We start from the raw sequence: 26972 nt of genomic DNA on the forward strand, positions 1-26972 counted from the left end.
GGCCGCGGGGGCGGTCAGACGGTGGTCTTCACCGACTCCTGGTCTTCATCGTCCTCCGTGATCTCACCGGCGTTGCGGGCGCGGACGAACTCCAGGAAGGAGTTCAGCTCCCGCTTGACGACTGGTGCGAGGAGGTACAGGCCGATGATGTTGATGACGGCGAGCATGAAGAGCACCGCGTCGGCCATGTCGATCAGGGTCTGGAGCGTCAGCAGGGAACCCCCCACCGCGAACAGCGTGTAGAAGACCTTGAAGGTCAGCTCGCTGGTCCGGCTGCGGCCGAAGAGGTGCGTCCATGCCTTCATACAGTAGTAACCCCAGGTCAGCACCGTGGAGATGGCGAACAGCATCACCGCGAGGGTGAGGATGTACGGGAACCACGGCAGAACTGTGGCGAAGGCGTCGGAGGTGATGGTGACACCGCCGATGGACTCGCCGGCGCGTGCCTCGGCCCAGCTGGCCGGGTTGGCGATGACGATGGTCAGCGCGGTCATCGTGCAGATGATGACGGTGTCGATGAAGGGCTCCAGCAGGGCGACCAGGCCCTCGCTGGCGGGGTGCTTGGTCTTGACCGCGGAGTGGGCGATCGGCGCGGAGCCGAGACCGGCCTCGTTGGAGAAGGCGGCCCGCTTGAAGCCGATGATCAGCGCGCCGAGGACACCGCCGGCGACGCCCTCGGGGTTGAAGGCGCCCTCGATGATGGTGACGATCGCGGCCGGGACGGCGGAGACGTGGACCAGAATGACTACCAGGCAGGCCGCGATGTAGATGCCCGCCATGGCGGGGACGAGCTTGCTGGTCACGTTGGCGATCGAGCGGATACCGCCCAGCAGCACGATGCCGACGAGCGCGGCGATCAGGATGCCGAAGAACAGCGCGCCGGCCGACGAGCCCATCAGGCCGTCCTCGCCGCCCGTGACGGAGACGAGCTGGGCGTAGGACTGGTTGACCTGGAACAGGTTGCCGCCGAAGAGGCCGAAGAACAGCACGAAGAAGGAGGCGAGGACGCCGAGGACCTTACCGAGGGTCTTGCCGTTCTTGCCGAAGCGGTCGGCCAGGCCCTTGGGCAGGTAGTGCATCGGGCCGCCGGAGACGGTGCCGTCGGCGTGCACCTCGCGGTACTTCACGCCCAGTGTCACCTCGACGAACTTGGTGGCCATGCCCAGCAGGCCGCACAGGATCATCCAGAAGGTGGCGCCGGGGCCACCGATGGAGACGGCGACGGCCACACCGGCGATGTTGCCCAGACCGACGGTGCCGGAGACGGCGGCGGTCAGCGCCTGGAAGTGGTTGACCTCACCGGCCGACCCCTTCTCGTCGTACTTCCCGCGCACCACGTCGACGGCGAGCTTGAATTTCCGGACCTGGACCAGCCCGAACCAGGCGGTGAAGACCAAACCCGCGACGACGAGCCAGGCGACGATGAGGGGTAGCTCCGTGCCACCCACGGGGACGGAGTAGAAGACGACTTCCACGAGCCAGGTTGCTATGGGCTCGAAGAATCCGCTGACGGCTTCGTCGACGGACGTGGTGATGGAGTCGAGTGACACGGTGGTTACCTCGATGGCGCAGGGACCGGCGCGCGGGAGGTTGCGCCGGGAAGATGTGCGGTCTTTGAGCGAACGCCGTTGTCCGATCGGCGACCCTGGGTTCACGTGCCGCGGACTCGGAACGTGATCACCCTGGTCGTGCTGCCGGTGCGTGCCGGCCGCTCCGCGTCGTGGCGAGGGGTGGTGCCACCTGCGGAGTTGCGCAGTTCTACCACGGCCTTTACGTGTTCTTTAGTGACTCAACTCACATGACCATGAGTAATCTTCGAAAGTGCCAGCGAACGAAATCAGACCGTTATGCGGACGGCTTGATCCGTTCATCGGGCACCCACCCACTGGGATGCCATGTGGACCCTCGTCACGTCGTGATCCGGCCGTCCGGCTCGAGCCGCCTCCAGGAGTGCTTGCGCAGGCCGACGATAGGGCGGTCTGGCGTGCCCGTCCCCTCGTGGGTCGATCGGCGGTCGATATTGCCGGTGCCTGGCAGGGAAACAATTTTTTTATTGCCGCGGTGTGGCAGTGCGGCGGGTTGTCGCGATGGTCAGTATGGGCGATTGACCGGCAGAGACGGTGCTGATTAGCGGATGCGGGCGGAGCCTGCGCACGTCAGCACGGATCCTTCGCGTCCACCGGCACCTTGACGGTGACCAGTCTCATCACGTCCGGTTTTCGATCGGGGCGGGGATACGCGCGTGCAGCAAGGGATCTCCACGTCGTCCGTGCTGATCTCGAAGTGGTCCACACCGCTGCTGGTGCCTTTGCTGTCGGCGCCGTCCGTTTCCGCTTCGTCGATCGCCTCAACAGGTATGACCGTGTGCTCGGGCCCCAGTCCCGTGCCCTCGACGGCTTCCTGGATCCGCTCCTCGTGACCCGGGTGTCCCCTCAAGGTCTGCGGCTGGGCTTCCACAGGTACCCGATGACGATCACGGCACTGATGACGATGAGCGCGCGCCCGATAGGCCCCAAGAGATTGGACACCCAAGCACGTGCCTTCGGTTACTGCTCAGCGAACCCCCGGACCGGCCGGACACATGATCGTCTGTGGCGATGACGCTCTCGCCCACCGGTTGGCCACAGAACTCCGGGACGTCTACAGGGAGCGGGTCGTCCTCGTCCGCCCTGGCGGCGGTGCGGCAGCCGGGCCCCGGCTGGCCGTCCCGGTCCAGGGACGAGCCTCGGTTCTCCTCCCCGACGACCGTGTCGTGGTGGCCGCCACCCGGCGGGGCCTGGCCGAATTGCTCGGCCGGCATCCGCAACACGACCCTGGCGCGGTGCGGCAGGAGCAGCAGTGAAGGCTTACACCGTTGCCCTCCTGCCACGGGGTGATCAGGGCGGCACTGAAGGGGCGTAAAGACTGCCGGGACGCGGCAATGAAAATCCGTACCGGCAGGTGAGACGATCCGGTCACCTCGGGGGCACCCGCAGGCCAGGGAGGTGGGCGCCATGGGCTTGTTCTTGGGTCTCGGCATCGCCGGGATCGTGCTGCTCGCTGCCTCACTGGTCCTTGACGGAGTGCTGGAAGGTTTCTTCGGCGGCGTGGCGGACGGCCTGTTCGACGGATGGCTGTCGCTTCCGGTCATAGCCGGGTTCATGTCGATGCTCGGCTTCACGGGAGCCGTCGTGCTCGGCAGCACCAGTCTCGGGGCAGGCCCGGCAACGGCCGCCGGAGTGCTCACCGGCACCGGCGCCGGCTGGCTTGCCTGGAAGCTGAGCCGCACGCTCATTGACGATCGGGGCGCGGCGGCCCCCCGTGGCGACGACCTCATCGGCACCACGGGGGCGGTGGTCACCGCCATTCCGGTGGACGGCTATGGCGAAGTTCTGCTGCGCGTGGCCGGCCAGCCGGTGAAGTTCGCCGCCAAGTCGGACGACGCCGTCCAGCGGGGCGCCGAGGTCTGGGTCGAGGAAGCGTTGTCGCCCACTTCGGTTCGTGTGCGTCTCGTCGAGCGCTGAACCGGCTCTTTCCTCCCCTCGCTGAGCCAGCCCACCAGACCACCTACTCGATCTGCCCTCCTCGGGAAGGCAGGAGGGATGTGCCATGAGTCCAGTCGTCATCGCAGTGTCGGGAGCCGTCGTACTCCTCGTGCTGCTCGCCCTCGTCGTGATCACGCGGTACAAGGTTGCCGGCCCGAGCGAGGCGTTCATCATCACGGGCCGTCGGGGGAAGAAGTCCACCGACCCCGAGACGGGGCGCGTCTTCACCGACAACAGTGGCCAAAAGGTCGTGGTCGGCGGCGGTGTCTTCGTCGTCCCCTTCGTCCAGCAGAAGTTCACCCTCGACCTGTCGTCCCGGCACATTCCCGTCGCCGTGCGCGGCGCGGTGACGCTGCGCGGGGTGAAGGCCAACCTCGAAGGTGTTGCCATCGTCAAGGTCGGTGGCGGCGAGGACTCGATCCGGGCAGCCGCCCAGCGGTTCCTGATGCAGCAGGACGGCATCGTCGGCTTTACACAGGAAGTGCTGTCCGGTGCGCTGCGTTCCATCGTGGGCCGGATGTCGGTGGAGGACATCATTCGCGACCGGGCGGCGTTCGCCGGGCAGGTCGCCGAGGAGGCCGAGGCCAGCCTGTCCGGGCAGGGGCTGGTCCTGGACGCGTTCCAGATCCAGGACATCACCACCGAGGGCTCCTACCTGGAGGACCTCGGCCGTCCGGAGGCCGCTCGCGCCAAGCAGGAGGCCGACATCGCCGAGGCGGTCGCCCGCCGGGCGTCCGAGCAGGCCCGGCTGAAGGCCGAGGAGGAGATCGCGATCGCCCAGCGGACCTTCGCGCTCAAGCAGGCCGAGATCAAGGCGGAGACCGATGAGGCCGCCGCGAAGGCCGCGGCCGCCGGGCCGCTCGCCGAGGCCGACCGGCAGCAGGAGATCCTCAGTCAACAGGAGAAGGTCGCAGAGCGGCAGGCAGCGCTGACCGACCGGGAGCTCGACACCAAGGTCCGGAAGCCCGCCGACGCTGCCCGTTACCAGGCCGAGCAGGAGGCCGAGGCCCGCCGTATCGCCCAGGTCAAGGAGGCCGAGGCCGAAGCGCAGCGCGCGCGGCTGACCGGTGAGGGTGAAAAGGCCCACCGGGCGGCCCTGGCCGACGCTGTACGCATCGAGGGCGAGGCGCAGGCCGCGGCCATCGCCGCCAAGGGATCGGCCGAGGCCGAGGCCATGCGCAAGAAGGCCGACGCGTTCGCCCAGTACGGCGATGCCGCCGTCCTCCAGATGCTGGTCGAGGTACTGCCGCAGGTCGTCGGCAAGGCGGCCGAACCTCTCAGCGCCATCGACAAGATGACGGTCATCTCCACCGACGGCGCGAGCAGGCTGACCCGTACGGTCACGGACAACGTCGCCCAGGGCATGGAGCTTCTGGGTTCCGCCACCGGCGTGGACCTCGCCGAACTGCTGAAGGGCATCACTGCCCGCACCGGTGGGGCGTCACCCGCAGCCGAGCAGTCCACGTCGTCCAACGGGAGGATCGACATCGCCGACTGAGCTGAACGGGGTGGGCGGATGGCGGGCGCTCGCTGCAGGACGATATGGCACGGCGCCGAGGGGCGGATGGAGGGAGTTCGATGCGGGACGCGGCGTCGATCTACAAGAGCGGCAAGGCCCGGGAACGTGTGCGCAGGTGGTGTGCCGAGCAGCTCGACGGCTGGGAGGTCGATCACGTTCGCTCGGAGGTGACGACGTCAGCCGGCGTGACCAGCGTGGTCACGGTCGGCCGTGCCCCTACCGGCGGCGCGCCGAGCGTCGTGCTGGTGCCGGGAACCAACATGAACGCGGCGACGTCCCTGGCAGCGGTCGCCGCACTGTCCGCCGGCCGCCATACGATCGTCCTTGATGTGCCAGGGCAGCCAGGGCTCAGCGGAGAGTTCCGGCCGCGTCACGGACGCGTGACCTGGTACGGGAGTTGGCTGAGCGAGGCTTTGGAGCGTGCGGTCCCCGGCCCCGCCGTAGTGGTCGGTCACTCTTTGGGGGCGGCCATCGCCTTGGCCTGCGCATCGTCAAGGATCACCGGCCGTGTCCTGGTATCCCCTGCCGGCATCGCTCGCCTCAACGTCAGCCCTTCGGTGGTGCGGGCCGCGGTTCCCTGGCTGGCATGCCCGTCCGTCCGGCGTGCAAGACGGCTGCTGGGGCACATGGTCGCTCCCGGCCGGCCCGTTTCCGAAAGACTCGCCACCTGGATGGACATGGTCGCCACCTGCTGCCGTAGCAGTCTCGCCCCCGCACCGCTGCCCGCAGCGGTACTGGGCGACCGGCGAGCCACGCCCTGTGTGGTCATGACGGGACGGCATGACGTCTTTCTTCCGCCACGGACCCTGAGAGCGGCCGCGCGCCGCGGCCTCGGCGTCGACGTGAAGGTCGTGGAAAGCGCCGGGCACCTGCTCATGGACGAGCGTCCTGAGGCGGTGGCGAATGTTGTGCTCGGTCACATGTACGGGAGCTGAGGCGCCGGTCAGAGTTCCTGGTCGGGCCAGTCCAGCAGGCGGGCGCCGATGACGGCGGTCTGCAGCGTGTAGCGGTGGACGGGGTCGCCCGGGTCGGCACCGGTCAGCTTGTGGATGCGTTCCAGCCTGTAGGTCATGGCCCGCACGCTCAGGGAGAGGCGCCGAGCGGCCTCGGCGGACACGCAGCCGGTGTCGAAGTATGCGGTGAGGGTGTCGATGAGCGGCTTCGCACCGCCACGGGCCTGCTGCAGCGGGCCGAGGACCGTGCGTACGAGGTCGGCCATCGCCTGCCGGTCGCGGGTGAGCACCGGGTAGACCAGGAGGTCGGCGGCGTGCAGCACCGGCGCGTCGAGGTGTATGCGGCCGGCCAGGTCCAGGGCGTTGAGCGCCTCCTCGTAGGAGCTGACGACTCCACCGACGCCCTGGTGTGGCCGGCCGATGGCTGCGCGGCCGCCGTCGGTCGCGGCGTATGCCTGCTTGGCGAAGAAGGTCAGGACGTCGGCCTGGTCACCAGGCGCGATGCAGATGAGCCTGCCGTTCTTCGTGGTGAGCAGGATGCGGCGGTCGCCGAAGCGGGCTGCGAGGGAAGCCTCGATCCCACGGGTGACCGCATAGCCGTCGTCGTACGGTTCGGGTCCCTCGGCGACAGCGACCGCGTGGGCGTGGGACAGCAGCAGCCCGAAACGCCCGGCTCGTTCGGCGAGGTGGCCGACGTCGGTGCGGCCGTGGAGCAGGTCGTCGATGAACTCCCGCCGTGCGGCCTCCTGCTGTCGGATGGCGAGCCGCTGCGCCCGCTCGTGGCCTTCGGCGAAGGCGTCCACGGCCTGCTCGACGGCCGCGAGCAGGTGGTCGGCGGCCGCGCCGCGCAGATCCGCCCGTACGTCCTGGGCGGCGGCGAGGTGCGCCCGTACCAGGAGCCGAAGCCCGAAGCCCGCCTCGGCGGCCTGCTCGCCCCGGGCGCGTAGCGCGTCCAGCTCGTCGCGGTTCAGCCGCCTGCCGGTGGCGCTGGCAGCGGCAAGGATGTGGGTGTACCCCTCCAGATACTCCTCGGCTGTGTCCTGCTCCGCCATGGTCCCTCCCCGTTCCTGACGCGCCGATGACGCTTTTCTGACGCGTGAACGTCAAGGGTGGCATGCGGCTGCCGAGGGATGGCCACCGGCATCAAGAGGCCGTAAAAATTGCCGGTCTACGGCAATGCGAACATGCGTGTCACGCTGCCATGATGAGCGTGCCGAGGCCAGGCGCCTGAGGCTGATGCCGGAAACCGGAAAGCAGCACGCCGCACCACAAGATCAGGGGGAAGAGTCATGGCCGCGTTTCTGCATGCCGTCGCTGCGTTCCCCACGGTGCTGCTCACCGCGGCTCTCATGGTGGTCCTCGGTTTCTGGCTGCTCGTGCTGGTGGGCGTGGCTGAGACGGACAGTTTCGACGCGGATGTGGACACCGGCGCGCTGAGCCTGGGCGGAGTTCCCGGCGCGGTGTCGGTTTCGCTGCTGATCATCCTGTCTTGGTTTTTCAGCCTCACCGGGTCCGTGCTCCTCGCCCTTACAGGGTGGCCGGTTGCCGTGGTCCATCTGCTCGGCGCCGTTCTGCTGTTCATCTCGCTCTTCGGCTCGTGGCGTCTGACCCGGGCGCTCGTACGCCCTCTGGCCAAACTGTTCCCCGACGAACCCGGGCCGTCCCTGCACGACTTCGTCGGGTCGACCTGCACCATCCGCACCGGGCGGGTGGACGTGGACTTCGGCCAGGCCGAGGTCGCGGCGCGGGACGGTTCCACCGCCGTCGTACAGGTCCGCCAGAACGACGGCAGCTTGCTGGGACTCGGCAGCACCGGACTGCTGTACGCCTACGACGACACCGGCGAGTTCTTCTGGGTCGCGCCCTTCGACAAGGCGCTGGACCCCCGCGGCTGATTCGCCGCCCCTCCTGCTTCAGCCACCACCCTTCGATCCGGGGTTTCCTCATGGATGCCATCTCTTGGGGCATCGGCGTGCTCGTCGCCGTTGTCCTGCTCATCGCGATCGCCATGCTGTTCGTGATCAGCCGACTGTTCCGCAAGGTGGAGCAGGGCAAGGCGCTGATCGTGTCGAAGATGCGGAAGGTCGACGTCACCTTCACTGGACAGGTCGTCCTGCCCGTGTTGCACAAGGCCGAGGTCATGGACATCTCGGTGAAGACCATCGACATCAGCAGGACGGGCCGGGACGGTCTGATCTGCCGCGACAACATCCGCGCGGACATCCGCATCTCGTTCTTCGTACGCGTCAACAAGACCGTCGAGGACGTCATCAAGGTCGCCCAGGCCATCGGCACAGCCCGCGCCAGCGACCAGGCCACCTTGCAGGAGCTGTTCAACGCCAAGTTCTCCGAGGCGCTGAAGACCGTCGGCAAGCAGCTCGACTTCACCGACCTCTACACCAAGCGCGACGAGTTCCGGGACCGGATCATCCAGGTCATCGGCACCGACCTGAACGGCTACAGCCTGGAGGACGCGGCGATCGACTACCTGGAGCAGACGCCGCTCGCGCAACTGGACGCCTCCAACATCCTCGACGCCCAGGGCATCCGGAAGATCACCGAGCTGACGGCCGTCGAGCACGTGCGCACCAACGAGTTCCGGCGCACCGAGGAGAAGGAGATCACCCGGCAGAACGTCGACGCCCGGGAATCCATCCTGGAGCTGGAGCGCCGTCAGGCCGACGCCGAGATCAAGCAGAAGCGCGAGATCGACACCGTACGGGCCAAGGAGGAGGCCGAGACCGCCCGGGTGGTCGAGGAGGAGCGGCTCCGCGCGCAGAGCGCCTTCCTCAAGACCGAGGAGCAGCTCGGAATCCAGCGGGAGAACCAGGCCCGCGAAGTCGCGGTCGCGCAGAAGAACCGCGAGCGGGTCATCGCCATCGAGAACGAGCGCATCGAGAAGGACCGCCTCCTCGAAGTCATCGCCCGCGACCGGGAGACGGAACTGACCCGCATTTCCGCGGAGAAGGAGGTCGAGGCCGAGCGCCGCGAGATCGCCGAGGTGATCCGGGAGCGGGTCGCGGTGGACCGTACGGTCGCCGAGCAGGAGGAGTCCATCAAGAAGCTCCGCACCGTCGAGGAGGCCGAGCGCAAGCGGCAGGCCGTCGTCATCGCCGCCGAGGCCGAGGCGCAGGAGCAGCTGGTCAAGGACATCAAGGCCGCCGAAGCCGCCGAGCAGGCCGCCATCCACCGGGCGGCGGAGGAGCTGACCCTGGCCGAGGCCCGGCACAAGGCCGCCGACATGGACGCCCGCGCGAAGGTCCGCCTCGCCGAGGGCATCCAGGCCGAAGCCGCCGCCGAGGGGCTGGCCGCCGTCCAGGTACGGGAGAAGGAAGCCGACGCCATCGAGAAGGCCGGCCGCGCGGAGGCCGGGGCGACCGAGGCACGGCTGCGCGCCGAGGCGGCCGGCACTCGCGAGAAGGCGCTGGCCGAGGCCACCGCCATCGGCGAGAAGCTCAAGGCCGAGGCGGCGGGCCTCACCGACAAGGCGGCGGCCATGGCCGCGCTCGACGAGGCGTCGCGTTCCCACGAGGAGTTCCGGCTGCGCCTGGAGGCGGAGAAGGACATCCGGCTCGCCGGGATCGACGTCCAGCGGCAGGTCGCCGAAGCGCAGGCCACGGTGCTCGCCACCGGACTGGAGAACGCCGACATCAACATCGTCGGCGGCGAGTCGGCCTTCTTCGACCGTATCGTCGGCGCCATCTCCCTCGGCAAGAGCGTCGACGGATTCATGGACAGCTCGCAGACCGCCCAAGTGCTGGCCGGGCCGTGGCTGGACGGCTCCGCCTCCTTCACCGAGGACCTGACGAAGGTACTCGGGTCGGTGTCCACCTCCGACGTGCAGAACCTGACCGTCTCCGCCCTGCTGATGAAGCTCATGCCGGCCGGATCAGGCCAACTGGACGAGCTGATCGGCAAGGCACGGCAGCTGGGCCTGGCCGACATGCCGGTGGCCGAGCTCGCCGGGCTGGACGGTGCGGCCAAGGGCTGACCGCCCGGTTCCACAGCTTCCGGAGCTGCCGCGCGGGGGGCGGCAGCTCCGAGGACACCCCCATCACGTACACGAGGAAGTGGGAGAGCATGGAGACGACGGGGATGGACGCCGGTACGTACGAGGTACTGCGTGACCGTCTCGGTGCTCAGGCCGGTGAACTCGCCCGGCGCGTCGAGGCACTCAACACCGCCCGCGTCGCGGCCTTCGGCGCCACCGAACTCGCTCTTCTCACTACCGAGCGGATCCGCACGGAGCACACTGTCGTACCCCGCGACGTCGTCGCCGTCGGCGACGCGCTGCTCGTCGGATACGAGGCTCCGGCCGCCGACGTGTTCGCCCTCTACGACCGCGAGCTGAACCGCCTCCCGGACGACGCGGTGCCCGGACTCCTCGACGACCCCGGCTTCGTACGCGAACACGACGCGCTTCACCGTTACTTCCAGGGTGCGCGCCTGCTCCGGCTGCGCCGCGTCGACGGCAAGCTGCTGGCGGTGTTCCGGACCGGGGAGCAGGCCGAGGACATCCGCGTCCTTCGCTGGTCGGTCTCCCCCGTGGGCGACGTGCGGTTCTTGGACGCCCGTGGCGATCGCGACCACGTCTTTCCCGACCCGCACGACTTCACGTGGACCGGGACGACCCGGGACGATCACGTCCTCGGGCGGTATCCGCACATCGCCGTCGCCGATGGCACGGTGTTCGTCTCCACGGTCGGCGGCACGCTCACCGTGAAGACCGAGGACGACACCGAGACCGGCGAGGGCATCCACAGCGAACCGGTCGACGAGCCGTTGCAGTCACTCGCCGACGCCGAGGTGGCGTACGCGGCCGTCGGCGCCCTGGTTCTGTTGCGCGTGCGGCCCTACAAGGAGGAGACCTGGCGTCATCTGGTCTTCAACACGCTCACGAAGACCGTCGCCCGGCTGGACGGCATCGGACAGTCGTGCCGCCGCCTGCCCGACGACCAGGGCATCGTCTTCCCCGGCGGCTACTGCCTCGCCTCCGGCGCGGTGAAGACCTTCGACACGGCGGACACCTCGGGGCTGGAGTTCGAGCGTGCGGTGTGCTCGCCGAACGGTGAGGACGTGCTGTTCGCGTTCCACACCCGGGCCGAGGGCCGCATCCTTCTCCTGTCGTACAACCTCATCCGCCACGAGGCCGCCGCACCGCTGACCTGCCACGGCTACGCCCTCTTCGACGACGGCACCCTCACCCTGCTGCGCCCGGAGTCCGGCGAGCCGGCCCGCGTGCACGCGGTGCAGGTGTGGAGGACACCGTACGTCTCCGACACCCACATCGTGCCCGTGGACGACGGGCCCCTCGCCCGCATCGGCAACGCCGACCTGGTACGAGGCATCTCGGACTGCCTCGCCATCGCCCGCCAGGCCGGCGAGACCACCGCCGGCAGCGAGATGTACCAGGCGCTCGTCGCCGCCTGCGCCCGGGCTGCCGACCGCTTCCACTGGCTGGGCGACGCGGACGCCGGTGACCTGCGTGCTCCTCTGGAGGAGGTTCGAGCCACCGCGGAGCGGGTGTTGGAGGAATTCGCGTCCGTACAGTCCCTCACCCGGCAGGCGGCCGAGGCGCTCGCGGAGACAGCCGAGCGGATTCAGCGATTGGTCCGGCGCGTGCGCGGGGAGGCGCCCGCTACCGCCGAGGAGTGGATCGAGCGCATCACGGAGCTGCGACGGGCCCAGGGTCGCCTGGTGACCCTGAAGGAGATGCGGTACGCGGACGCGGAGACCATCGACGCGCTCACCGAGGACACCGAGGGCCACATCGTCTCCACCGCGCAGCGGGCGGTGGCCTTCCTCCAGCGCGACGACGCCTTCACCGGCCACCACGCGGAGGTGGAGCGTCTCACCGCCGACGCCGGGGCGATCAGCACGGCCGCGGAGGCGGCTACGGTCGCGGAGCGGTTGGACGAGCAGGTCTTCGGCCTTCAGACCCTCACCGAGGTCGTCGCCGGCCTGGACATCGGCGATACCACCGTGCGCACCACGATCCTGGAGCGGATCGCCGAGGTGTTGGGAGGGCTGAACCGCGCTCGGGCGGTGCTCGCCGCTCGCCGCCGGGAGCTCGTCGACCAGGAAGGGCGGGCGGAGTTCGCGGCTGAGTTCGCCCTGCTCGCTCAGTCGGTCACCGGCGCGCTGGCCGCGGCGGACGCCCCCGAATCCTGCGACGCGCAGCTCGCCCGTCTCCTGCTCCAGCTCGACAACCTGGAGTCACGCTTCGCCGACCACGACGGTTTCCTCACGGAGATCGCCGACAAGCGCACCGAGATTCACGACGCCTTCTCCGGCCGCAAGCAGACCCTCCAGGACGCCCGGGCCCGGCGCGCCGAGCGGCTTGCCGAGTCCGCCACCCGCGTTCTGGAGACAATCGCCCGCCGGGCAGCCGGCCTGGAGAACCTGGACGCGGTCAACACGTACTTCGCATCCGACCCGATGGCTGCCAAGGTCCGCCGCACCACCGGTGAACTGCGCGAGCTCGGTGACCAGGTGCGCGCGGAGGAGCTGGAGGGGCGGCTGAAGGCCGCCCGCCAAGAGGCCGGGCGGGCGCTGCGGGACCGCACCGAGCTGTACGCGGATGGCGGCGACACCATCAGGCTGGGCGCGCACCGCTTCGCGGTCAACACCCGGCCCCCGGAGCTCACGCTCGTACCGCACGGCGACGAGGGGATGGCGTTCGCACTGACCGGCACCGATTACCGGCGCCCGGTCACCGACCCGGAGTTCGCGGACACCCGTGCTTGTTGGGACCAGCTCCTGCCGTCCGAGAACGCGGAGGTCTACCGGGCGGAGTACCTCGCCGCGAAGCTACTGGCCGAGCACGGCGCGGAAGCCCTCGCCGGCGCGGACCTCACCGCCGTCGCCCGGCGGAGCGCCGAGGCCGCGTACGACGAGGGGTACGAGCGCGGTGTCCACGATCACGACGCGGCCGTGATCCTCTCGCTGCTGCTCAGCCTGCGGGAGCGGGCGGGCCTGCTTCGGTACCCGGCTGCCGACCGGGCCGCCGCCCAGCTGTTCTGGGCCCACGGCACGACCCCCGAGGCGCGGAAGGCATGGACGCGCGAGGCGGCGTCCCTGGTCCGGGCACGGAACATGTTCGGGACCGCACCGGCGCTCGACGCGCTGCACGGCGCACTCGCCGGCGCGGGCGCCCTGACCGGCCTCGCGGCCGAGTACCTCGTCGAAGAACTGGCGACCGGAGCGTGCTTCGTGACGAGCCCGGCGGCCCGCACGCTGCTGGAAAAGTTCCACCGATCGGTGGGCTCGTCACCGTACGTGGAGGACGTACGGGACCGGCTGGCTGCCGGGGACACCGCGGGAGCGCGGCGGCTGGTCGAGGGCTGGCTCGCCTCGTACGCCTCCTCGGGCGGTGAGGACCTGGATGCCGGCGACCTCGCCGAGGCCGTCGCGATCGAGGTCTGCCCCGCTTTGGCGCGCCACGACGGGGACGGCACCGTGACGGCCACGGTCGAGGGTCTGCTCGGCACGCACCCGAGGATCGACAAGGGCACCCTGCCCCTGCGGCTCGACGAGTTCCTCGCCCGGACGGGCGACTTCGCCCGCCGAGTGGTCCCCGGCTTCCGCGCCTACCAGCAGCGCAGGACAGCCCTGGTCGCCGCCGAGCGCCGCCGCCTCCGTCTCGACGAGTACCGTCCTCGCGTCATGTCCTCCTTCGTGCGAGGCCGCCTCGTCGACGAGGTGTACCTGCCGCTCATCGGCGACAACCTCGCCAAGCAGCTCGGTTCCGCAGGCGCTGGGAAGCGGACGGACAACAGCGGACTGCTCCTGCTCGTCTCCCCGCCCGGCTACGGAAAGACGACCCTCATGGAGTACGTCGCCGACCGCCTCGGCCTCATGCTGGTGAAGGTCGACGGACCGGCCCTCGGCCGCACCGTCACCTCCCTCGACCCGGCTGAGGCGCCCAACTCCACCGCACGTCGCGAGCTCGAGAAGATCGGCTTCGCCCTGGCAGCGGCGAACAACGTCCTGCTCTACCTGGACGACATCCAGCACACCTCACCCGAGCTGCTCCAGAAGTTCATCCCCCTCTGCGATGCCACCCGCACTCTGAACGGGCACGACCTGCGCGGAAAGCGCTTCGCCGTCTGCATGGCCGGCAACCCCTACACCGAGTCCGGGCAGCGCTTCCGCATCCCCGACATGCTCGCCAACCGTGCCGACATCTGGAACCTCGGCGACGTACTGAGCGGCAAGGAGGACGTCTTCGCACTCAGCTTCATCGAGAACGCCCTCACCTCCCACCCGGACCTCGCGCCACTGGCCGGACGGGACCGCGCCGACCTCGACCTGCTGGTACGCCTCGCCGCCCAGGACCCGACCGCCCGAAGCGACCGGCTCATCCACCTCTACGCCCCCGCCGAACTCGACCGCGTCCTCGCGGTACTGCGCCACCTGCTCGTCGCCCGCGACACGGTCCTCGCCGTCAACGCGGCCTACATCGCCTCCGCCGCCCAGAGCGACGCCACCCGCACCGAGCCGCCCTTCCAGCTGCAGGGCTCCTACCGCAACATGAACAAGATCGCCGCCCGCGTCTCCTCGGTCATGACCGATGACGAGCTCGCTGCCGTGATCGACGACCACTACACGGGCGAAGCCCAGACCCTCACCACCGGAGCCGAGACCAACCTGCTCAAGCTGGCCGCGTTGCGCGGCACACTCACTCAGGCACAGGCGGCGCGCTGGGCGGAGATCACCGCCGCGTACGTCCGTACCCAGTCCCTCGGCGACTCCGGGGACGACGCCCTCGGCCGGGCGGTGGCCGCGCTCGGGCTGCTGGCCGACCGGATAGCGGCCGTAGAAACGGCCATCACCCGCGCCACGGACCCTCGCCACCTGCTGAGCCGCCCGCCCGGCCGACATGCGGCCCGCCCGGGAGGCGGACCGGACTGGTGACACCAGGACAAGACCACCTACAGCAGGACCTCCACCCACTTCAGGTTCAGTGAGACCTCCTGGTGGACGACCGCGTACCGCAGGGGCTACGTCTACTCCTCGAAGTTCTACTGGGGATACTGACCGACCCGCGTCATCAGCACGGGACGGCGTGACCGGCACAACGCCTCAATGCCGTCCGCACATTGCCCGGGCCGCGTGTGAAGGCGGCTCGGGCTCCGCCTGCCCCACCCTTCAGCCACCAGCCAGGAGGGCTGTTGTCCACTTCCACCGTCGGTCTCCCTCTCCAGGCCCTCGGCGCCGCTCTCGCGTTGCTCGGAGCGGCCAGGTACGTGCTCCCCGGCCCTGGTCTACCCGTACTGAGCCTCGGAACCGACGACGGCCGAGCCGACGCCGGAAGGCGCAAGCCAGAACATGAACTTCAGTTGAGGTCAACGGCCCGCCGCGCGAGTCCTGTACGGCGCTCTCACCAGCAGTGGTGCGCCGATGCGAGACGCTCATCCAGCGTGGCGGCGAACTCCTCCGCCCGTGCCAGCTGAGTCCGCAGGTCCGCCATCCGCTGCTGCGCAGCCTCCTGGAACCCGCGCATACGCTCCAGTAGGGCCTCCCGCTCACCGGGTGGCAACTGTGCACCGGAGTCGAGTCGGTCGGTGGCTTCCAGCAGGTCGCGCATCTGCTCCAGGGTGAAACCGAGCGGCTTCATGCGGCGGATCACCATATCGTCACCGGATTCTTCGGCGGCATGGGCGGCTGCGCCATGATCGGCCAGACGATGATCAACGTGAAGGTCTCCGGCGCCCGCACCCGCCTGTCGACCTTCCTCGCCGGCGCGTTCCTGATGGTGCTGTGCATCGTCTTCGGCCCGGTTGTCTCCGACATTCCGATGGCCGCCCTGGTCGCCGTCATGATCATGGTGTCCGTGGCGACCTTCGACTGGCATTCCCTCGCCCCCACGACGCTGAAGCGAATGCCCGCCGGGGAGATCGCCGTCATGGTGATCACCGTCGCCTGCGTGGTCGCCGCCCACAACCTCGCCGTCGGCGTCGTGGTCGGCTCGATCACCGCCGTGGTCATCTTCGCCAAGCGCGTCGCTCACCTCGCGGAGGTCACCGCAGTCACGGATCCCGACCACACCACGGTCGTCTACCGGGTGACCGGCGAACTGTTCTTCGCCTCCTCCAACGACCTCGTCGGCCAGTTCAACTACGCCACCGACCCGAAGAAGGTCGTCATCGACCTGTCGTCTGCCCGCATCTGGGACGCCTCCTCCGTCGCCGTCCTCGACGCGATCGAGAAGAAATACGCCCAGCGCGGCAAGACCGTCGAGATCACCGGCCTCAACGACGACAGCGCCCTCCTTCATGGCAAGCTCACCGGCGAACTCGCAGCCTGCCACTGACGATCAACGCACGCGTAGTTCAGGGGCCCTGGTCATCATCCGGGCCTGTGCGCCTGTGTGCCTGTGTGCCTGTGCGCCTGTGTGCCTGTGTGCCTGTGCGCCTGTGCGGCTCGTGCGGTCCATGCGGCTGTGCGGCTCGTGCGGTCCATGCGGCTGTGCGGCTCGTGCGGCCCGTGTGAGCAAGGTCTCAGGGGCGTACGAGGCCGTCGCGGCGCCGGACCGCCGCGACGGCGAGCAGGGCGCCGACCAGGAAGGCCGCTGCCGCGATACCCGCCGACAGCCGGAGCCCCGAGGTGAAGTCGCCGGCCGAGGCGGTGAGGGTGCCGAACAGTGCGACACCGACCGCGCTGCCGACCTGACGGAAGACGTTGAAGACCGCGGAGGCGATCCCGGCGCTGTCCTCGGGAGCCGCCTCGATGATCGCGGCGGTGGCGGAGAGCGCGGTCATGGTCTGACCCAGTCCGGTGGCGATCAGCGCGAACAGCAGCGTCGTGTACGGGGTGTCCGGCGCGGCGACCAGCCAGCCCAGGAACCCGGTGGTGCCCAGCACGAGGCCGCCGGCCATCGGGACGTACGGGCCGGTGCGCGCGGCGGTCCGGGCCAGCAGCGGGGCGGCGATGAGGCCCATGCACACCGAGGGCAGCAGGGCCAGCCCGGTGGCGAGGGCGTCGAGGCCGCGCTCCTGCTGGAAGTAGAGCGTGGTCAGGAACAGCATGCCGTAGTAGCCGAGGCTGATGAGGAGGCCGATCGCGGCGGCCCCGGCGAAGGCGCTGTTGCGGAACAGCGACGGCGGCATCAGCGGGGCGCGGGTGGGGCTGGTTCCGGTGGCGGTGCGGGTTTCCAGGCGCCGTTCGACCCGTACGAAGGTGACGAGCGCGACCACGCCGACGCCGAGGGCGCCCAGCACCGGTGGGGACGTCCAGCCCTTGGAGCCGGCTTCGTTGAGGGCGCCCGCCAGGGCGATCAGGCCGACGACGCCCAGGACGTGTCCGAGCGGGTCCATCCGGTGGCGCGCGACGCCGCGTGCGGGCGCCGGGACGTGGCGGAGCGTCAGGGCAACGGCCAGGGCGCCCACCGGGAGGTTGAGCCAGAACACCGCCCGCCAGTCGAGCCCGGCCACCAGGAGCCCGCCGACCGCGGGACCGGCACCGAACGCGAGGGACGCCACCGCGCCCCAGACTGCGATCGCCCGCGCCCTTGCGGCACGGTCCGGATACGTCGCCTGGAGCAGCGCCAGCGAGGCCGGCACCAGGAAGGCGGCACCCGCGCCCTGGGCCAGCCGGCCCGCGACCAGGGCGCCGACCGAGGGCGCGATGCCGCACGCGGCGGAGGCGCCGGTGAACACGGCCAGGCCCGCCAGGAACGTCCGGCGGTGGCCGAGCCGGTCTCCGAGACCGCCGCCGAGCAGGAGCAGGCCGGCGAAGGCGGTGCTGTAACCGTCGACGATCCACTGGAGCGCGGAGGTCCCGGTGCGCAGCGCGTCCCGGATGTCGGGGACGGCGACATTGACGACGGTGACGTCCAGCATCACGAGGAAGTAGCCGAGGCTCAGGGCGATGAGGGGCAGCGGGGCGGGCCGGCGCGCGGGCGCGTGAGGTGTGGCGGGCATGGCAGGAGTCTCGGCGCCGGACACTTCGCCGATCGTCGAAGTGTCGTGGTCGTACGATCCGGTCATGGCGAAGGAGACCAGGGGGCGTACGGGCCCGGCGCGGGGCGGGCGTGCGGAGGAGTCGCGCGGGGGCGTGGGGGAGCCGCGCGGGGGAGGTGCGGGGGAGGCGCGCGGGGGCGTGGGGGAGCCGCGCGGGGGAGGTGCGGGCGAGCCGCGCCGGGGCGCGGGCGAGTCGTGCGGGGGTGCGGGCGAGCCGCTCAAGTACCAGACCGACATCGCGCGGGCCGCGGCCCTCATCGCCGACCCGTCGCGCGCCACGATCCTCAAGTGCCTCGCCGACGGCCGGGCCCTGCCCGCGAGCGCGCTCGCCGCGGAGGCGGGCGTCGGCGCCGCCACCGCCAGCGCGCACCTGGCCAGGCTTGTCGCGGGCGAGCTGGTGACGGTGGAACGGCGCGGCCGGCACCGCTACTACCGGTTGGCCGGTCCCGACATCGGCGCCGCGCTCGAAGCCCTCGCCCTGATCGCCCCGCCCCTGCCCCTCACCTCGCTGCGGGACAGCAACCGCACCAACGCCCTGCACCGGTCCCGTACCTGTTACGACCACCTGGCGGGCCGGCTCGGCGTCGCCCTCATGGGCGCCCTCCTGGAACGGGATGTGCTCACCGGCCATGACGGGGTCCACCGCGCCCGGGAGGCGGTCCGGGACCGGCCGGCCTCGTACGGGCGGGACGTGACGTACGTACTCACCGACGCCGGTCGCGAGGAGCTGGCCGCCTTCGGGGTCGACGCCGACCGGTTGCCGCCGCGTCGCCCCGCGATCCGTTACTGCGTGGACTGGAGCGAGCACCAGCACCACCTCGCCGGTGGCCTCGGCGCGGCCCTCACCGCCCGGCTGTTCGGCCTGGACTGGGTACGGAGGGGCACCGGGCCCCGCGTGGTGCATGTGACGGAGGCCGGGGCCGCGGGGCTGGAGCGGGCCTTCGGTGTGGACGCTCAGGCGTTGCGGTTGTAGCGGAGCAGGTAGGCGGCGAAGCGGTCGAGGTCCTCGGTGGACCAGTCGGCGAGGCGTTCCTGGTAGGCGGCGCGGCGGCTGGCGTGGGTGGAGGACAGGACCCGGGTGCCGGCCTCCGTGGGGTGCAGCACCTGGACGCGGTGGTCCGCGGGGTCGGGGCGGCGCTCGACGAGGCCCAGCTTCTCGAGGGTGGCGACCTGCCGGCTGACGGTGGACTTGTCGAGCAGGTAGTGGGCGGCGAGGTCGGTGGCCCGGCAGCCGTGCTGCTCGTCGATGTGCGACAGCAGCGTGTACGAGACGAGCGACAGCTCGGGGTGGAGCCGCGCGGCCGTGGCGCGGGCGCGGCGGGCGAACGCCGTCAGCTCGCGCTGGATGGTGTCGACCGACTCGTCGCGTCCGGCTGGCATGTGTGGGTCACCTTCTTCTTCCGGCTTCAGTTGTATAGTACAACGACAGAGAATGTTGTAAAAGCCAACTGCTGGAGGTTGTCCGTCATGCCGTCCTCGCCGTCCTCACCACCGGCCCCGGCGCGGAGGGCGCACGCCGGTCCCGGCGCCGGTACGGGTACCGCGGGTGCGCTGCGTCATGTGCTCGGTCATCTGCTGACGCCCCTGCTGATGTGCGTGGGCATGGGACTCGCGTACCTCGGGGCCTTCCACGCACCCGAACCGCACGATCTGCGGGTCGATGTGGTCGGATCGGGATCCAGCGCCCAGGTGCTGGCGCAGACGCTGCAGGACAAGGGTGACGGCACCCTGGACGTGCGTACCGTCCCGGGTCGTGACGAGGCGGTCGAGGCGCTGGAGGGGCAGGAGGCCTTCGGGGCGTATGTGCCGGGTCCGAAGCCTGAGTTGCTGGTCGCGTCGGCCGCCTCGGACACCAGCGCCACGGTCGTGGAGAAGGTCTTCACCGGGGTCGCGGCGGAGCAGGGCGCGCCGCTGAAGGTGACGGATGTGGTGCCGGTGTCGGAGGGCGATCCGACGGGGCAGGGCATCTTCTTCCTGCTCGTGGCGTTGTCGATCGGCTCGTACGCGTCGGTGGCGGTGATCGGCGGGGCCGGTGCCGTGCTGCCGCTGCGTCTGCGGGCGCTGCTGGCGGCCGGGATGTCGCTGGTGGTGAGCGTGATCGGCGCGGTGTTCGCCGGGCCGCTGTTCCACCTGGTGGATGAGGGCCTGGGCGGTGTCTGGGCGATGGCCTGGCTGTACTCGGCGGGCATCCTGCTGATCGGTGTCGGACTGCACACGTTCCTGAAGCGGTGGACGACGCTGGGCGTGATGGTGCTGTTCGTGATGCTGAACTTCACCAGCTCGGGCGGGATCTTCCGGCCGGAGCTCCAGCCCGGGTTCTTCGCGTCGCTGCACGCCTTCTGGAACGGCGCCGGGTTCGTCGAGGGCGTACGGGCCCATGTGTACTTCGGCGGGCAGGGCCTCGGCCGCGATGTGCTGGTGCTGGCCCTGTGGCTGCTCGCGGGTGTCGTCGCGGTAGCCGTGGCGGGGGTGGCGGAGGCCGGACGGCGCTCGGTGGAGTCGGGGTCCGGTGCGGAGGAGGAGATGGAGGAGGCGGTCGCCGTCTGAGGGCGGCTCGCGTGGTTGTCCACAGGCCGGGACGGGGCGGCGGTGGCGGAGGTACCTTCTTGGTCAACTGAGCGGCTGAGCGGCTGAGCGGCTGAGCGGCTGGGCAGTTGGGCAGTTGGGCAGTTGGGCGAGGGTGACGGTGAACGGGGGCGGGGCTCATGGGTGACATCCGGACGGGCGACATCCGGGCGGCGGTGCCGGCGCAGCGCGGGGCCGGCGGTGGCGGGCGCATACCGGTGGTGCCGGGGTTCGCCGTCGTGGACCGCGGAGAGGGTTCGCCGAAGGGGCGGGGCAAGGCGCTGCGCGAGCGGGTGCCCCGGTCGTCGCACGGGGTGCTGGAGCTCCCCGAGGGGCGGCCGGATGCCGTGCGGGCGGTGGAGGAGTCGAGCCGGGGCCGGGTGCCGGGGCTGGCGCCGATACGGGTGGGCAGGATGACCGCCACACCGTTCGCGTTCCTGCGCGGCGCCGCCGGGCTGATGGCGTACGACCTTGCGGGTACGCCGGTCACCGGCATCGGCGCGCAGATATGCGGGGACGCGCACGCGGCGAACTTCGGGCTGTACGGCGATGCGCGCGGCCGGCTCGTCATCGACCTGAACGACTTCGACGAGACGGCGGTCGGCCCCTGGGAGTGGGACGTCAAGCGGCTCGCGACGTCTCTGGTGCTCGCCGGGCGGGAGGCGGGTGCGGACGAGGACGTGTGCCGGGCGGCGGCGTTCGACGCGGTGGGCGCCTACCGGCGGACCATGCGGCTGCTCGCGAAGATGCCCGTGCTGGACGCCTGGAACGCGATCGCCGACGAGGAACTGGTCTCGCACACCGACGCCCGGGATCTGCTGGGCACGCTGGAGCGGGTGTCGGAGAAGGCACGGGCCAACACCAGTGCCCGGTTCGCCGCCAAGGCGACGGAGGAGTGCCCGGACGGCGGCCGGCGGTTCGTGGACGCCTCGCCGGTGCTGCGCCGGGTGCCGGATGCGGAGGCGGCGGCGGTCGCCGCGTCGCTGGGCGCGTACGTGGAGACACTGCCGGAGGACCGGCTGCCGCTGCTCGCGCGGTACGCGATCCACGACGTGGCGTTCCGGGTGGTGGGCACCGGGAGCGTGGGGACGCGTTCGTACGTGGTGCTGCTGCTGGACCACCGGGGCGAGCCGCTGGTGCTCCAGGTCAAGGAGGCGCGGCCGTCCGCGCTGCTGCCGTACCTGCCGAGGGTGGGCTTCCCCGTGGGGGAGGTGGCGCACGAGGGGCGGCGCGTGGTCCTCGGGCAGAAGCGCATGCAGGTCGTCAGCGACAACCTGCTGGGCTGGACGACGGTCGAGGGCAGGCCGTATCAGGTGCGGCAGTTCCGCAACCGCAAGGGGAGCGTGGACCCGGCGGCACTGTCGGCCGACCAGGTCGACGACTACGGGCGGATGACCGGGGCACTGCTGGCCCGGGCGCACGCCCACAGCGCCGACCCCCGGATCATCGCCGGATACTGCGGCAAGAACGACGAGCTGGACGAGGCGGTGGCCCGGTTCGCCGTGGCGTACGCGGACCGGACGGAGGCGGATCACGCCGATCTGCTCGCGGCGGTCAGGAGCGGGCGCGTGGCCGCCGAGCTGGGGGTGTGACGGGCCGGGGCCTCTCGCCCGTACGCTGGTCGGGTGACGACCCCGAACGACGACGTGACCGGTGCCCCGACCGCCGACGAGACCGCTCGGACCGCTGAGGCCGCCGAGGCCGCCGAGGCCGCCGAGGCCGCTGAGGCTGCTGAAGCCGCCGATACGGCCGAGCGGCCCGAGGCGCGGCTGGAGCGAGCGGTGCGCGCGGCGGAACAGGCGCTGATCGAGTTCGAGATCGCGGTGGAGACGTTCCGGGTGGAGGTGGAGAACTTCTCCCGGCTGCACCACCAGAAGCTCGGCCCGATGTACGCGCGGCTGGACGAGCTGGACGCGCTGATCGCGGAGGCGAAGGCGGCCCGTACCGGTGATCCGGAGGATGCGCGCAAGGCCCAGTCGGCGCGGGCGCTGGTGATGCCGATGCCGGGCGTCGACGAGCTGTTCAACGACTGGGTGGACTCCGACGGCCTGTCCCCCGAGGCCGCCGCGATGCTCACCGATCAGCCGGTGCAGCCGCCCAGGCGGGTGCGGCCGAGCGACGAGGCGCGCAAGCTCTACCGCGAGCTGGCCCGCAGGGCGCACCCGGACCTGGCGCGCGACGAGAAGGAGCGGCAGCGGCGCGAGGAGTTCATCACCCGGGTCAATGCCGCGTACGGGCGCGGGGACGAGGCGCTGCTGCGGGAGCTGTCCGAGGAGTGGGCGGCGGGCCCGGCGCCTGCGGCCGCAGCGCTCAGCGAGAGCGAGGAGCTGTACGCCAGGCTCGAATGGCTGGCCCGGCGCAAGGAGCTGCTGACCGTGGTGGCGCGGGACCTGGAGGACAGCGCGATCGGCGCGATGCTGCGGATGGCGCCCGACGACCCCGACCGGCTGCTGGAGGAGATCGCCGAGCAGCTGCTGGCACAGGTCGCCGAGCGCGAGGCGGAGCTGGCGGCGCTGGCACGGTAGCGTCGGAGGTATCCGTACCGGCGAGCTCACCGACGAGAGAAGGCCTGACCCATGAACTTCGCACCACTGCCCACCGTGGACGCCGCCTCCGTACCGGCCGACGGGCTGGTGCTGGACGTCCGTGAGGACGACGAGTGGGCGGCCGGGCATGTCGAGGGCGCGCTGCACGTGCCGATGAGCGACTTCGTGGCCCGGTTCGGTGAGGTGACCGAGGCGGTCGCCGACGGGCGCCGTGCCTATGTGATGTGCCGGGTCGGCGGCCGTTCGGCACAGGTCACCCAGTACCTGGTGCAGCAGGGCATCGACGCCGTGAACATCGACGGCGGCATGCTCGCCTGGGAAGGCGCCGGCCGCCCCATGGTCACCGACAGCGGCAGCCCCGCCGTCGTTCTGTAGGCCGTGACCGGCCCGGTTTCAGCCCAGGGGGTGCGCGGCCAGCAGGTCGCCGAGTGCTTCCTCGTGGGCCGCCGCCGGGCCCAGTGACAGTTCCAGCTGCTTGGCCCAGGCGTGGTAGCGGTGCAGCGGGTAGTCGGTGTCGGCGCCGAAGCCGCCGTGCAGGTGCTGAGCCGTCTGCACGACCCGCCGTACGCCCTCGGAGGCCCAGATCTTCGCCACGGCGATGTCCCCGGTGGCGGGCAGCGCCCCGCCGGTGCCCGAGCCGATCCGCCAGGCGGCCTGCCAGAGCGTGGCCTCCATGGCGCGCAGGTCGATGTAACGGTCGGCGGCCTGGACGGCGACGGCCTGGAACGTCGCGATGGGGAACCCGAACTGTTCGCGCTTGCCGGTGTACGCCGACGTCATCGCGAGCACGGCCTCCCCGACGCCGAGTGCCAGCGCACACGTCCCGGTGGCGAGCAGCCCGCGCAGCCACTCCCAGGCGCCCTCGCCGTCGATCACCTCGCGGCCGGTGACCCGCACGGCGTCGAGCCGTACCTCGGCGAGCGGTTCACCGCTCGTGGAGACCTGGTCGGCAAGGGTGAGGCCCGCGTGGCCGCGGGGCACCAGGGCGAGGACCGCACGGCCCTCGGGGGTGTGCGCCGGTATGGCGATACGGTCCGCGCACCGCGCCCACGGGACGCCCGTGTGCATCCCCTCGAGCACCCAGCGGTCGCCGTCCCGGCGGGCCGTCACCGCCAGCTCGGCCGGATCGTGGCCGCTGCGGCCGTTGGCGCCGACCGTGAACACCAGGTCGCCGCGGCCGGCCCGCGGGAGTAGTTCGGCGGCCAACTCCTCGTCGCCGTACCGCTCCAGGGCCATCGCGACCGCGCTGGTCTCCAGCAGCGGCACCCGGGCCAGCACTTTGGCCGACTCGCGCAGCACCAGGCAGAGCGCGATGGGATCCAGGCCGGCGCCGCCGTACCCGGGCGCCAGCACGAGGCTCAGCAGGTCCGCCGCCGCGAGCTTCGCCCACAGCGGCCGGTCGAACTCCTCGGCCACCGCGCCCGGCGTGAGCGCGGGGCTCGGTACGCCGTCGGGTGCGACGCCCGAGAAGACCGCCTTCGCCGCCTCGACGGCCGCCTGCTGCTCCTCGCTGAAGGTGAAGTCCACAGCCCTTTGCCTCCCCGCGCGCCTGCCTCATCTGACGGACCGTCAAGATAGAACAGGTTCTAGGCGAAGGGAATGGGCTTTCAGCGGTCGAAGTCGAGCTCCACCGCCGGCGTCACGGGGTGCGACTGGCACGCCAGTACGTAACCCGCGTCGGTCTCCTCGCTCTCCAGGGCGTAGTTGCGGTCCATCCGTACCTCGCCGGTGACCAGGAACGCGCGGCAGGTGCCGCAGACGCCGCCCTTGCAGGCGTACGGCGCGTCCGCGCGGCTGCGCAGCACCGTCTCCAGCAGCGACTCGCCTTCCCGCACCGGCCAGGTGCCCGACCGGCCGTCCAGGGTCGCGGTGAGCGTGGCGTGCGCGGGTATCGCGGCCGCCCGTACGGCGGCGGGCGCCGAACCGTCGTCCACGTGGAAGATCTCCTGGTGGATCCGGCCACGGTCCACGCCAAGGCCCCGCAGTGCCCGTTCGGCGCCCATGACCAGACCGAACGGCCCGCACAGGAACCAGCCGTCCACCTCGTCGACCGGCACCAACCGCGGTAGTAGCGCGGTCAGCCGCTCCCGGTCCAGCCGCCCGGACGGCAGCCCTGACTGCTGCTCCTCCCGCGACAGGACGGTCACCAGCTGGAAGCGGTCGGGGAACCGGTCCTTCAGGTCGGCGACCTCCTCCAGGAACATCGTCGAGGCGGCCGTACGGTCACTGCGTACCAGGCAGAACCGGGCCTCCGGTTCACGGGCCAGCAGCGTCGAGGCCATGGAGAGCACGGGGGTGATCCCGCTGCCGCCCACGATCGCCGCGAAGTGCCCGGGGCGCGGGGGCAGGAGAAACCGGCCCATCGGTTCCATGACCTCCACCGTGTCGCCGACCGCGAGCTCCTTGAGCGCATATGTCGAGAACTCGCCACCGTCCACCAGCCGGATGCCGACCCGCAGCACCGGGTTCTCGCCCTCGGGGGCGGCGGGGGAGCAGATCGAGTACGTACGCCGGATCTCGTCGCCCGTCGTGCTCCGGCGTCGCAGGGCGAGGTGCTGGCCGGGGGTGTGGCGGAAGGTCTCGCGCAGCTCGGGCGGCACCGTGAAGGTGACGGCGACAGAGTCGTCCGTGAGCCGCTCGACCTCGCTCACCCGGAGCGGATGGAACATCTACAACTCCTTGAAGTGGTCGAACGGTTCACGGCAGGCGGTGCAGCGGCGCAGCGCCTTGCAGGCGGTGGAGGAGAAGCGGCTGAGCAACTCGGTGTCGGTCGAGCCGCAGTGCGGGCAGCGGATGGCCAGTGAGACCGGCACCGGCCCACCGCCGGTGCCCTGGTGGCGGGGCGGCGCTATGCCGAACTCGGCGAGCTTGCGGCGCCCTTCGGCGGTGATGTCGTCCGTCGACCAGGCGGGCGAGAGGACCGTGACGACCGAGACCTCGGCCATGCCGTGGTCGTGCAGCACGCGCTCGATGTCCGAGGACATCGCCTCGACGGCGGGGCAGCCGGTGTACGTCGGGGTCAGCTCGACCCGGACCCGGCCGGGGGCGAGGACGTGCACCCCGCGCAGAACACCCAGCTCCTCCAGCGTCAGTACGGGCAGCTCCGGGTCGGGGACCGAGCCGGCCAGCCGGCCCAGCTCCTCCTCCAGCGCCGTCATCCGCGCCGTGCCGGTCACCATGACGCCCCCGGGTGGCTGCGGTGCAGGTGCTGCATCTCGGCCAGCATCCGGCCGAAGCTCTCCGTGTGCAGGCCCTGGCGGCCCGCACCGGCGCTCCACGCTCCTGTGCGCGGGCCGTCCGGCACGGTGAGCGTGGCCCGCTCCAGGACCGCCGTCACCGACGCCAGCCAGTCGGACTCCAGCTCCTGCCAGTCGACGTCCAGCCCCGCCACCGGATGGAACAGCTCGCCCGTGAAGCGCCACAGCGCCGTGCAGGCCCGCTGCGTCCGCTGATGGCTCTCGGCGGTGCCGTCACCCAGCCGCAGCGTCCACTGCTCGGCGTGGTCCTGGTGGTACGCGACCTCCTTGACCGCCTTCGCCGCGAGCCCGGTGAGCTGACCGGCACCGGCACCGGCACCCTCGCCGGCCGCGGCCAGCCGTCCGTACAGCAGCCGCTGGTAGGTGGAGAAGTACAGCTGCCGGACGATGGTGTGGGCGAAGTCGCCGTTCGGCTGCTCGACCAGCTGGACGTTGCGGAACGCCCGCTCCTCGCGCAGATACGCCAGCTCGTCCTCGTCACCGACGAGGGACAGCAGCACCCGCGCCTGGCCGAGCAGGTCCAGCGCGATGTTGGCGAGCGCGACCTCCTCCTCCAGGACGGGGGCGTGGCCCGCCCACTCCCCCAGCCGGTGCGACAGCACCAGCGCGTCGTCGCCGAGGGCGAGTGCCGCGGCGGTGCTCACG

20 protein-coding genes and 2 pseudogenes are annotated in these 26972 nt (G+C 70.9%); 13 read left to right on the forward strand and 9 right to left on the reverse strand.

The annotated features are described in order from the left end of the window. Positions 1-14: 14 nt before the first annotated feature. The gene (locus tag BKD26_RS21810; protein WP_084900760.1) at positions 15-1550 is read right to left on the reverse strand and encodes an alanine/glycine:cation symporter family protein; all 1536 of its coding nucleotides are present in this window, start codon (positions 1548-1550) and stop codon (positions 15-17) included. A 1067-nt stretch (positions 1551-2617) separates the two neighbouring features. Here BKD26_RS21810 and BKD26_RS21815 point away from each other — a divergent pair. The 4 genes from BKD26_RS21815 to BKD26_RS21830 all read left to right on the forward strand — a co-directional run bounded on the left by BKD26_RS21815 (position 2618) and on the right by BKD26_RS21830 (position 5978). Next, positions 2618-2842, forward strand: coding sequence for a hypothetical protein (locus tag BKD26_RS21815; protein ID WP_179166634.1), 225 nt, complete (start codon positions 2618-2620; stop codon positions 2840-2842). 151 nt (positions 2843-2993) lie between these two features. Beyond that, complete coding sequence (locus BKD26_RS21820) at positions 2994-3503, forward strand: hypothetical protein (protein WP_084900766.1); 510 nt, start codon at positions 2994-2996, stop codon at positions 3501-3503. An 85-nt stretch (positions 3504-3588) separates the two neighbouring features. After that, positions 3589-5022, forward strand: a complete 1434-nt coding sequence (locus BKD26_RS21825) for a flotillin family protein (protein WP_084900769.1) — start codon at positions 3589-3591, stop codon at positions 5020-5022. A gap of 80 nt (positions 5023-5102) precedes the next feature. Continuing rightward, on the forward strand, positions 5103-5978 hold the full coding sequence (locus tag BKD26_RS21830) for an alpha/beta hydrolase (RefSeq protein WP_084900772.1): 876 nt from the start codon (positions 5103-5105) through the stop codon (positions 5976-5978). A gap of 8 nt (positions 5979-5986) precedes the next feature. On the opposite strand, the gene BKD26_RS21835 is transcribed toward BKD26_RS21830, so the two are convergent. Beyond that, positions 5987-7048 (reverse strand): helix-turn-helix domain-containing protein, encoded by a 1062-nt coding sequence (locus tag BKD26_RS21835; RefSeq protein ID WP_084900774.1) that lies wholly within the window; start codon positions 7046-7048, stop codon positions 5987-5989. Positions 7049-7285: 237 nt separating this feature from the next. Between BKD26_RS21835 and BKD26_RS21840 the strand changes: the two genes are divergently transcribed. The 3 genes from BKD26_RS21840 (at position 7286) to BKD26_RS21850 (ending at position 14912) form a co-directional block, all read left to right on the forward strand. Then, a complete protein-coding gene (locus BKD26_RS21840) occupies positions 7286-7891 on the forward strand; it encodes a hypothetical protein (protein ID WP_084900777.1) in 606 nt (201 codons plus the stop codon). 50 nt (positions 7892-7941) lie between these two features. Continuing rightward, positions 7942-9987: an SPFH domain-containing protein gene (locus BKD26_RS21845; RefSeq protein ID WP_084900779.1), complete on the forward strand. Its 2046-nt coding sequence runs from the start codon at positions 7942-7944 to the stop codon at positions 9985-9987. An 89-nt stretch (positions 9988-10076) separates the two neighbouring features. After that, a complete protein-coding gene (locus BKD26_RS21850) occupies positions 10077-14912 on the forward strand; it encodes a DNA repair ATPase (RefSeq protein ID WP_084900782.1) in 4836 nt (1611 codons plus the stop codon). Between the two features lie 466 nt (positions 14913-15378). Here the strand turns inward: BKD26_RS21850 and BKD26_RS21855 are convergent. Next, positions 15379-15630: pseudogene (locus BKD26_RS21855) on the reverse strand (MerR family DNA-binding protein); the annotation flags it as partial. On the opposite strand from BKD26_RS21855, the pseudogene BKD26_RS21860 reads away from it, so the two are divergent. After that, a pseudogene (locus BKD26_RS21860) lies at positions 15628-16311 on the forward strand (STAS domain-containing protein); the annotation flags it as partial. The pseudogenes BKD26_RS21855 and BKD26_RS21860 sit on opposite strands and share 3 nt — an antisense overlap. A 187-nt stretch (positions 16312-16498) precedes the next feature. Here the strand turns inward: BKD26_RS21860 and BKD26_RS21865 are convergent. Then, positions 16499-17920 carry a DHA2 family efflux MFS transporter permease subunit gene (locus BKD26_RS21865; protein ID WP_084901194.1) on the reverse strand — a complete coding sequence of 474 codons (1422 nt, stop codon included), beginning with the start codon at positions 17918-17920 and terminating at the stop codon, positions 16499-16501. Positions 17921-17984: 64 nt separating this feature from the next. Between BKD26_RS21865 and BKD26_RS21870 the strand changes: the two genes are divergently transcribed. Continuing rightward, complete coding sequence (locus BKD26_RS21870) at positions 17985-18932, forward strand: metalloregulator ArsR/SmtB family transcription factor (protein ID WP_206603697.1); 948 nt, start codon at positions 17985-17987, stop codon at positions 18930-18932. On the opposite strand, the gene BKD26_RS21875 is transcribed toward BKD26_RS21870, so the two are convergent. Beyond that, positions 18914-19339 carry a MarR family transcriptional regulator gene (locus BKD26_RS21875; protein ID WP_084900787.1) on the reverse strand — a complete coding sequence of 142 codons (426 nt, stop codon included), beginning with the start codon at positions 19337-19339 and terminating at the stop codon, positions 18914-18916. The genes BKD26_RS21870 and BKD26_RS21875 overlap by 19 nt on opposite strands. Positions 19340-19426: 87 nt before the next feature. Here BKD26_RS21875 and BKD26_RS21880 point away from each other — a divergent pair, with 87 nt between their 5' ends. The 4 genes from BKD26_RS21880 (at position 19427) to BKD26_RS21895 (ending at position 23445) form a co-directional block, all read left to right on the forward strand. Further along, positions 19427-20506 carry a hypothetical protein gene (locus tag BKD26_RS21880; RefSeq protein WP_084900789.1) on the forward strand — a complete coding sequence of 360 codons (1080 nt, stop codon included), beginning with the start codon at positions 19427-19429 and terminating at the stop codon, positions 20504-20506. A 158-nt stretch (positions 20507-20664) separates the two neighbouring features. Continuing rightward, positions 20665-22116 carry a DUF2252 domain-containing protein gene (locus tag BKD26_RS21885; RefSeq protein WP_084900790.1) on the forward strand — a complete coding sequence of 484 codons (1452 nt, stop codon included), beginning with the start codon at positions 20665-20667 and terminating at the stop codon, positions 22114-22116. 177 nt (positions 22117-22293) lie between these two features. Continuing rightward, a complete protein-coding gene (locus tag BKD26_RS21890; RefSeq protein WP_241518783.1) occupies positions 22294-23049 on the forward strand; it encodes a hypothetical protein in 756 nt (251 codons plus the stop codon). A gap of 51 nt (positions 23050-23100) precedes the next feature. Further along, positions 23101-23445 (forward strand): rhodanese-like domain-containing protein, encoded by a 345-nt coding sequence (locus BKD26_RS21895; RefSeq protein WP_084900792.1) that lies wholly within the window; start codon positions 23101-23103, stop codon positions 23443-23445. 18 nt (positions 23446-23463) lie between these two features. On the opposite strand, the gene BKD26_RS21900 is transcribed toward BKD26_RS21895, so the two are convergent. The 4 genes from BKD26_RS21900 to paaC all read right to left on the reverse strand — a co-directional run bounded on the left by BKD26_RS21900 (position 23464) and on the right by paaC (position 26971). Continuing rightward, on the reverse strand, positions 23464-24597 hold the full coding sequence (locus BKD26_RS21900; protein ID WP_084900795.1) for an acyl-CoA dehydrogenase family protein: 1134 nt from the start codon (positions 24595-24597) through the stop codon (positions 23464-23466). A gap of 80 nt (positions 24598-24677) precedes the next feature. Next, entirely contained in the window at positions 24678-25739 is a 1062-nt protein-coding gene (locus BKD26_RS21905; RefSeq protein WP_084900798.1) for a 2Fe-2S iron-sulfur cluster-binding protein, read from the reverse strand. Continuing rightward, positions 25740-26249, reverse strand: coding sequence for a 1,2-phenylacetyl-CoA epoxidase subunit PaaD (paaD, locus tag BKD26_RS21910; RefSeq protein ID WP_084900801.1), 510 nt, complete (start codon positions 26247-26249; stop codon positions 25740-25742). Then, positions 26243-26971 carry a 1,2-phenylacetyl-CoA epoxidase subunit PaaC gene (gene paaC, locus BKD26_RS21915; RefSeq protein ID WP_084901201.1) on the reverse strand — a complete coding sequence of 243 codons (729 nt, stop codon included), beginning with the start codon at positions 26969-26971 and terminating at the stop codon, positions 26243-26245. The genes paaD and paaC overlap by 7 nt, the downstream gene beginning before the upstream one ends. Between the last annotated feature and the right edge of the window lies 1 nt (position 26972).

This window comes from Streptomyces sp. CB03238, assembly GCF_002099185.1.
GTDB lineage: Bacteria > Actinomycetota > Actinomycetes > Streptomycetales > Streptomycetaceae > Streptomyces.

Excerpts from the sequence above, each read along its gene's own strand:
- BKD26_RS21820 (WP_084900766.1), top strand. The coding sequence starts at position 2,994 with ATGGGCTTGTTCTTGGGTCTCGGCATCGCCGGGATCGTGCTGCTCGCT.
- BKD26_RS21825 (WP_084900769.1), top strand. The coding sequence starts at position 3,589 with ATGAGTCCAGTCGTCATCGCAGTGTCGGGAGCCGTCGTACTCCTCGTG.
- BKD26_RS21830 (WP_084900772.1), top strand. The coding sequence starts at position 5,103 with ATGCGGGACGCGGCGTCGATCTACAAGAGCGGCAAGGCCCGGGAACGT.
- BKD26_RS21835 (WP_084900774.1), bottom strand. The coding sequence starts at position 7,048 with ATGGCGGAGCAGGACACAGCCGAGGAGTATCTGGAGGGGTACACCCAC.
- BKD26_RS21840 (WP_084900777.1), top strand. The coding sequence starts at position 7,286 with ATGGCCGCGTTTCTGCATGCCGTCGCTGCGTTCCCCACGGTGCTGCTC.
- BKD26_RS21845 (WP_084900779.1), top strand. The coding sequence starts at position 7,942 with ATGGATGCCATCTCTTGGGGCATCGGCGTGCTCGTCGCCGTTGTCCTG.
- BKD26_RS21850 (WP_084900782.1), top strand. The coding sequence starts at position 10,077 with ATGGAGACGACGGGGATGGACGCCGGTACGTACGAGGTACTGCGTGAC.
- BKD26_RS21865 (WP_084901194.1), bottom strand. The coding sequence starts at position 17,920 with ATGCCCGCCACACCTCACGCGCCCGCGCGCCGGCCCGCCCCGCTGCCC.
- BKD26_RS21870 (WP_206603697.1), top strand. The coding sequence starts at position 17,985 with ATGGCGAAGGAGACCAGGGGGCGTACGGGCCCGGCGCGGGGCGGGCGT.
- BKD26_RS21875 (WP_084900787.1), bottom strand. The coding sequence starts at position 19,339 with ATGCCAGCCGGACGCGACGAGTCGGTCGACACCATCCAGCGCGAGCTG.
- BKD26_RS21880 (WP_084900789.1), top strand. The coding sequence starts at position 19,427 with ATGCCGTCCTCGCCGTCCTCACCACCGGCCCCGGCGCGGAGGGCGCAC.
- BKD26_RS21885 (WP_084900790.1), top strand. The coding sequence starts at position 20,665 with ATGGGTGACATCCGGACGGGCGACATCCGGGCGGCGGTGCCGGCGCAG.
- BKD26_RS21895 (WP_084900792.1), top strand. The coding sequence starts at position 23,101 with ATGAACTTCGCACCACTGCCCACCGTGGACGCCGCCTCCGTACCGGCC.
- BKD26_RS21905 (WP_084900798.1), bottom strand. The coding sequence starts at position 25,739 with ATGTTCCATCCGCTCCGGGTGAGCGAGGTCGAGCGGCTCACGGACGAC.
- paaD (WP_084900801.1), bottom strand. The coding sequence starts at position 26,249 with ATGGTGACCGGCACGGCGCGGATGACGGCGCTGGAGGAGGAGCTGGGC.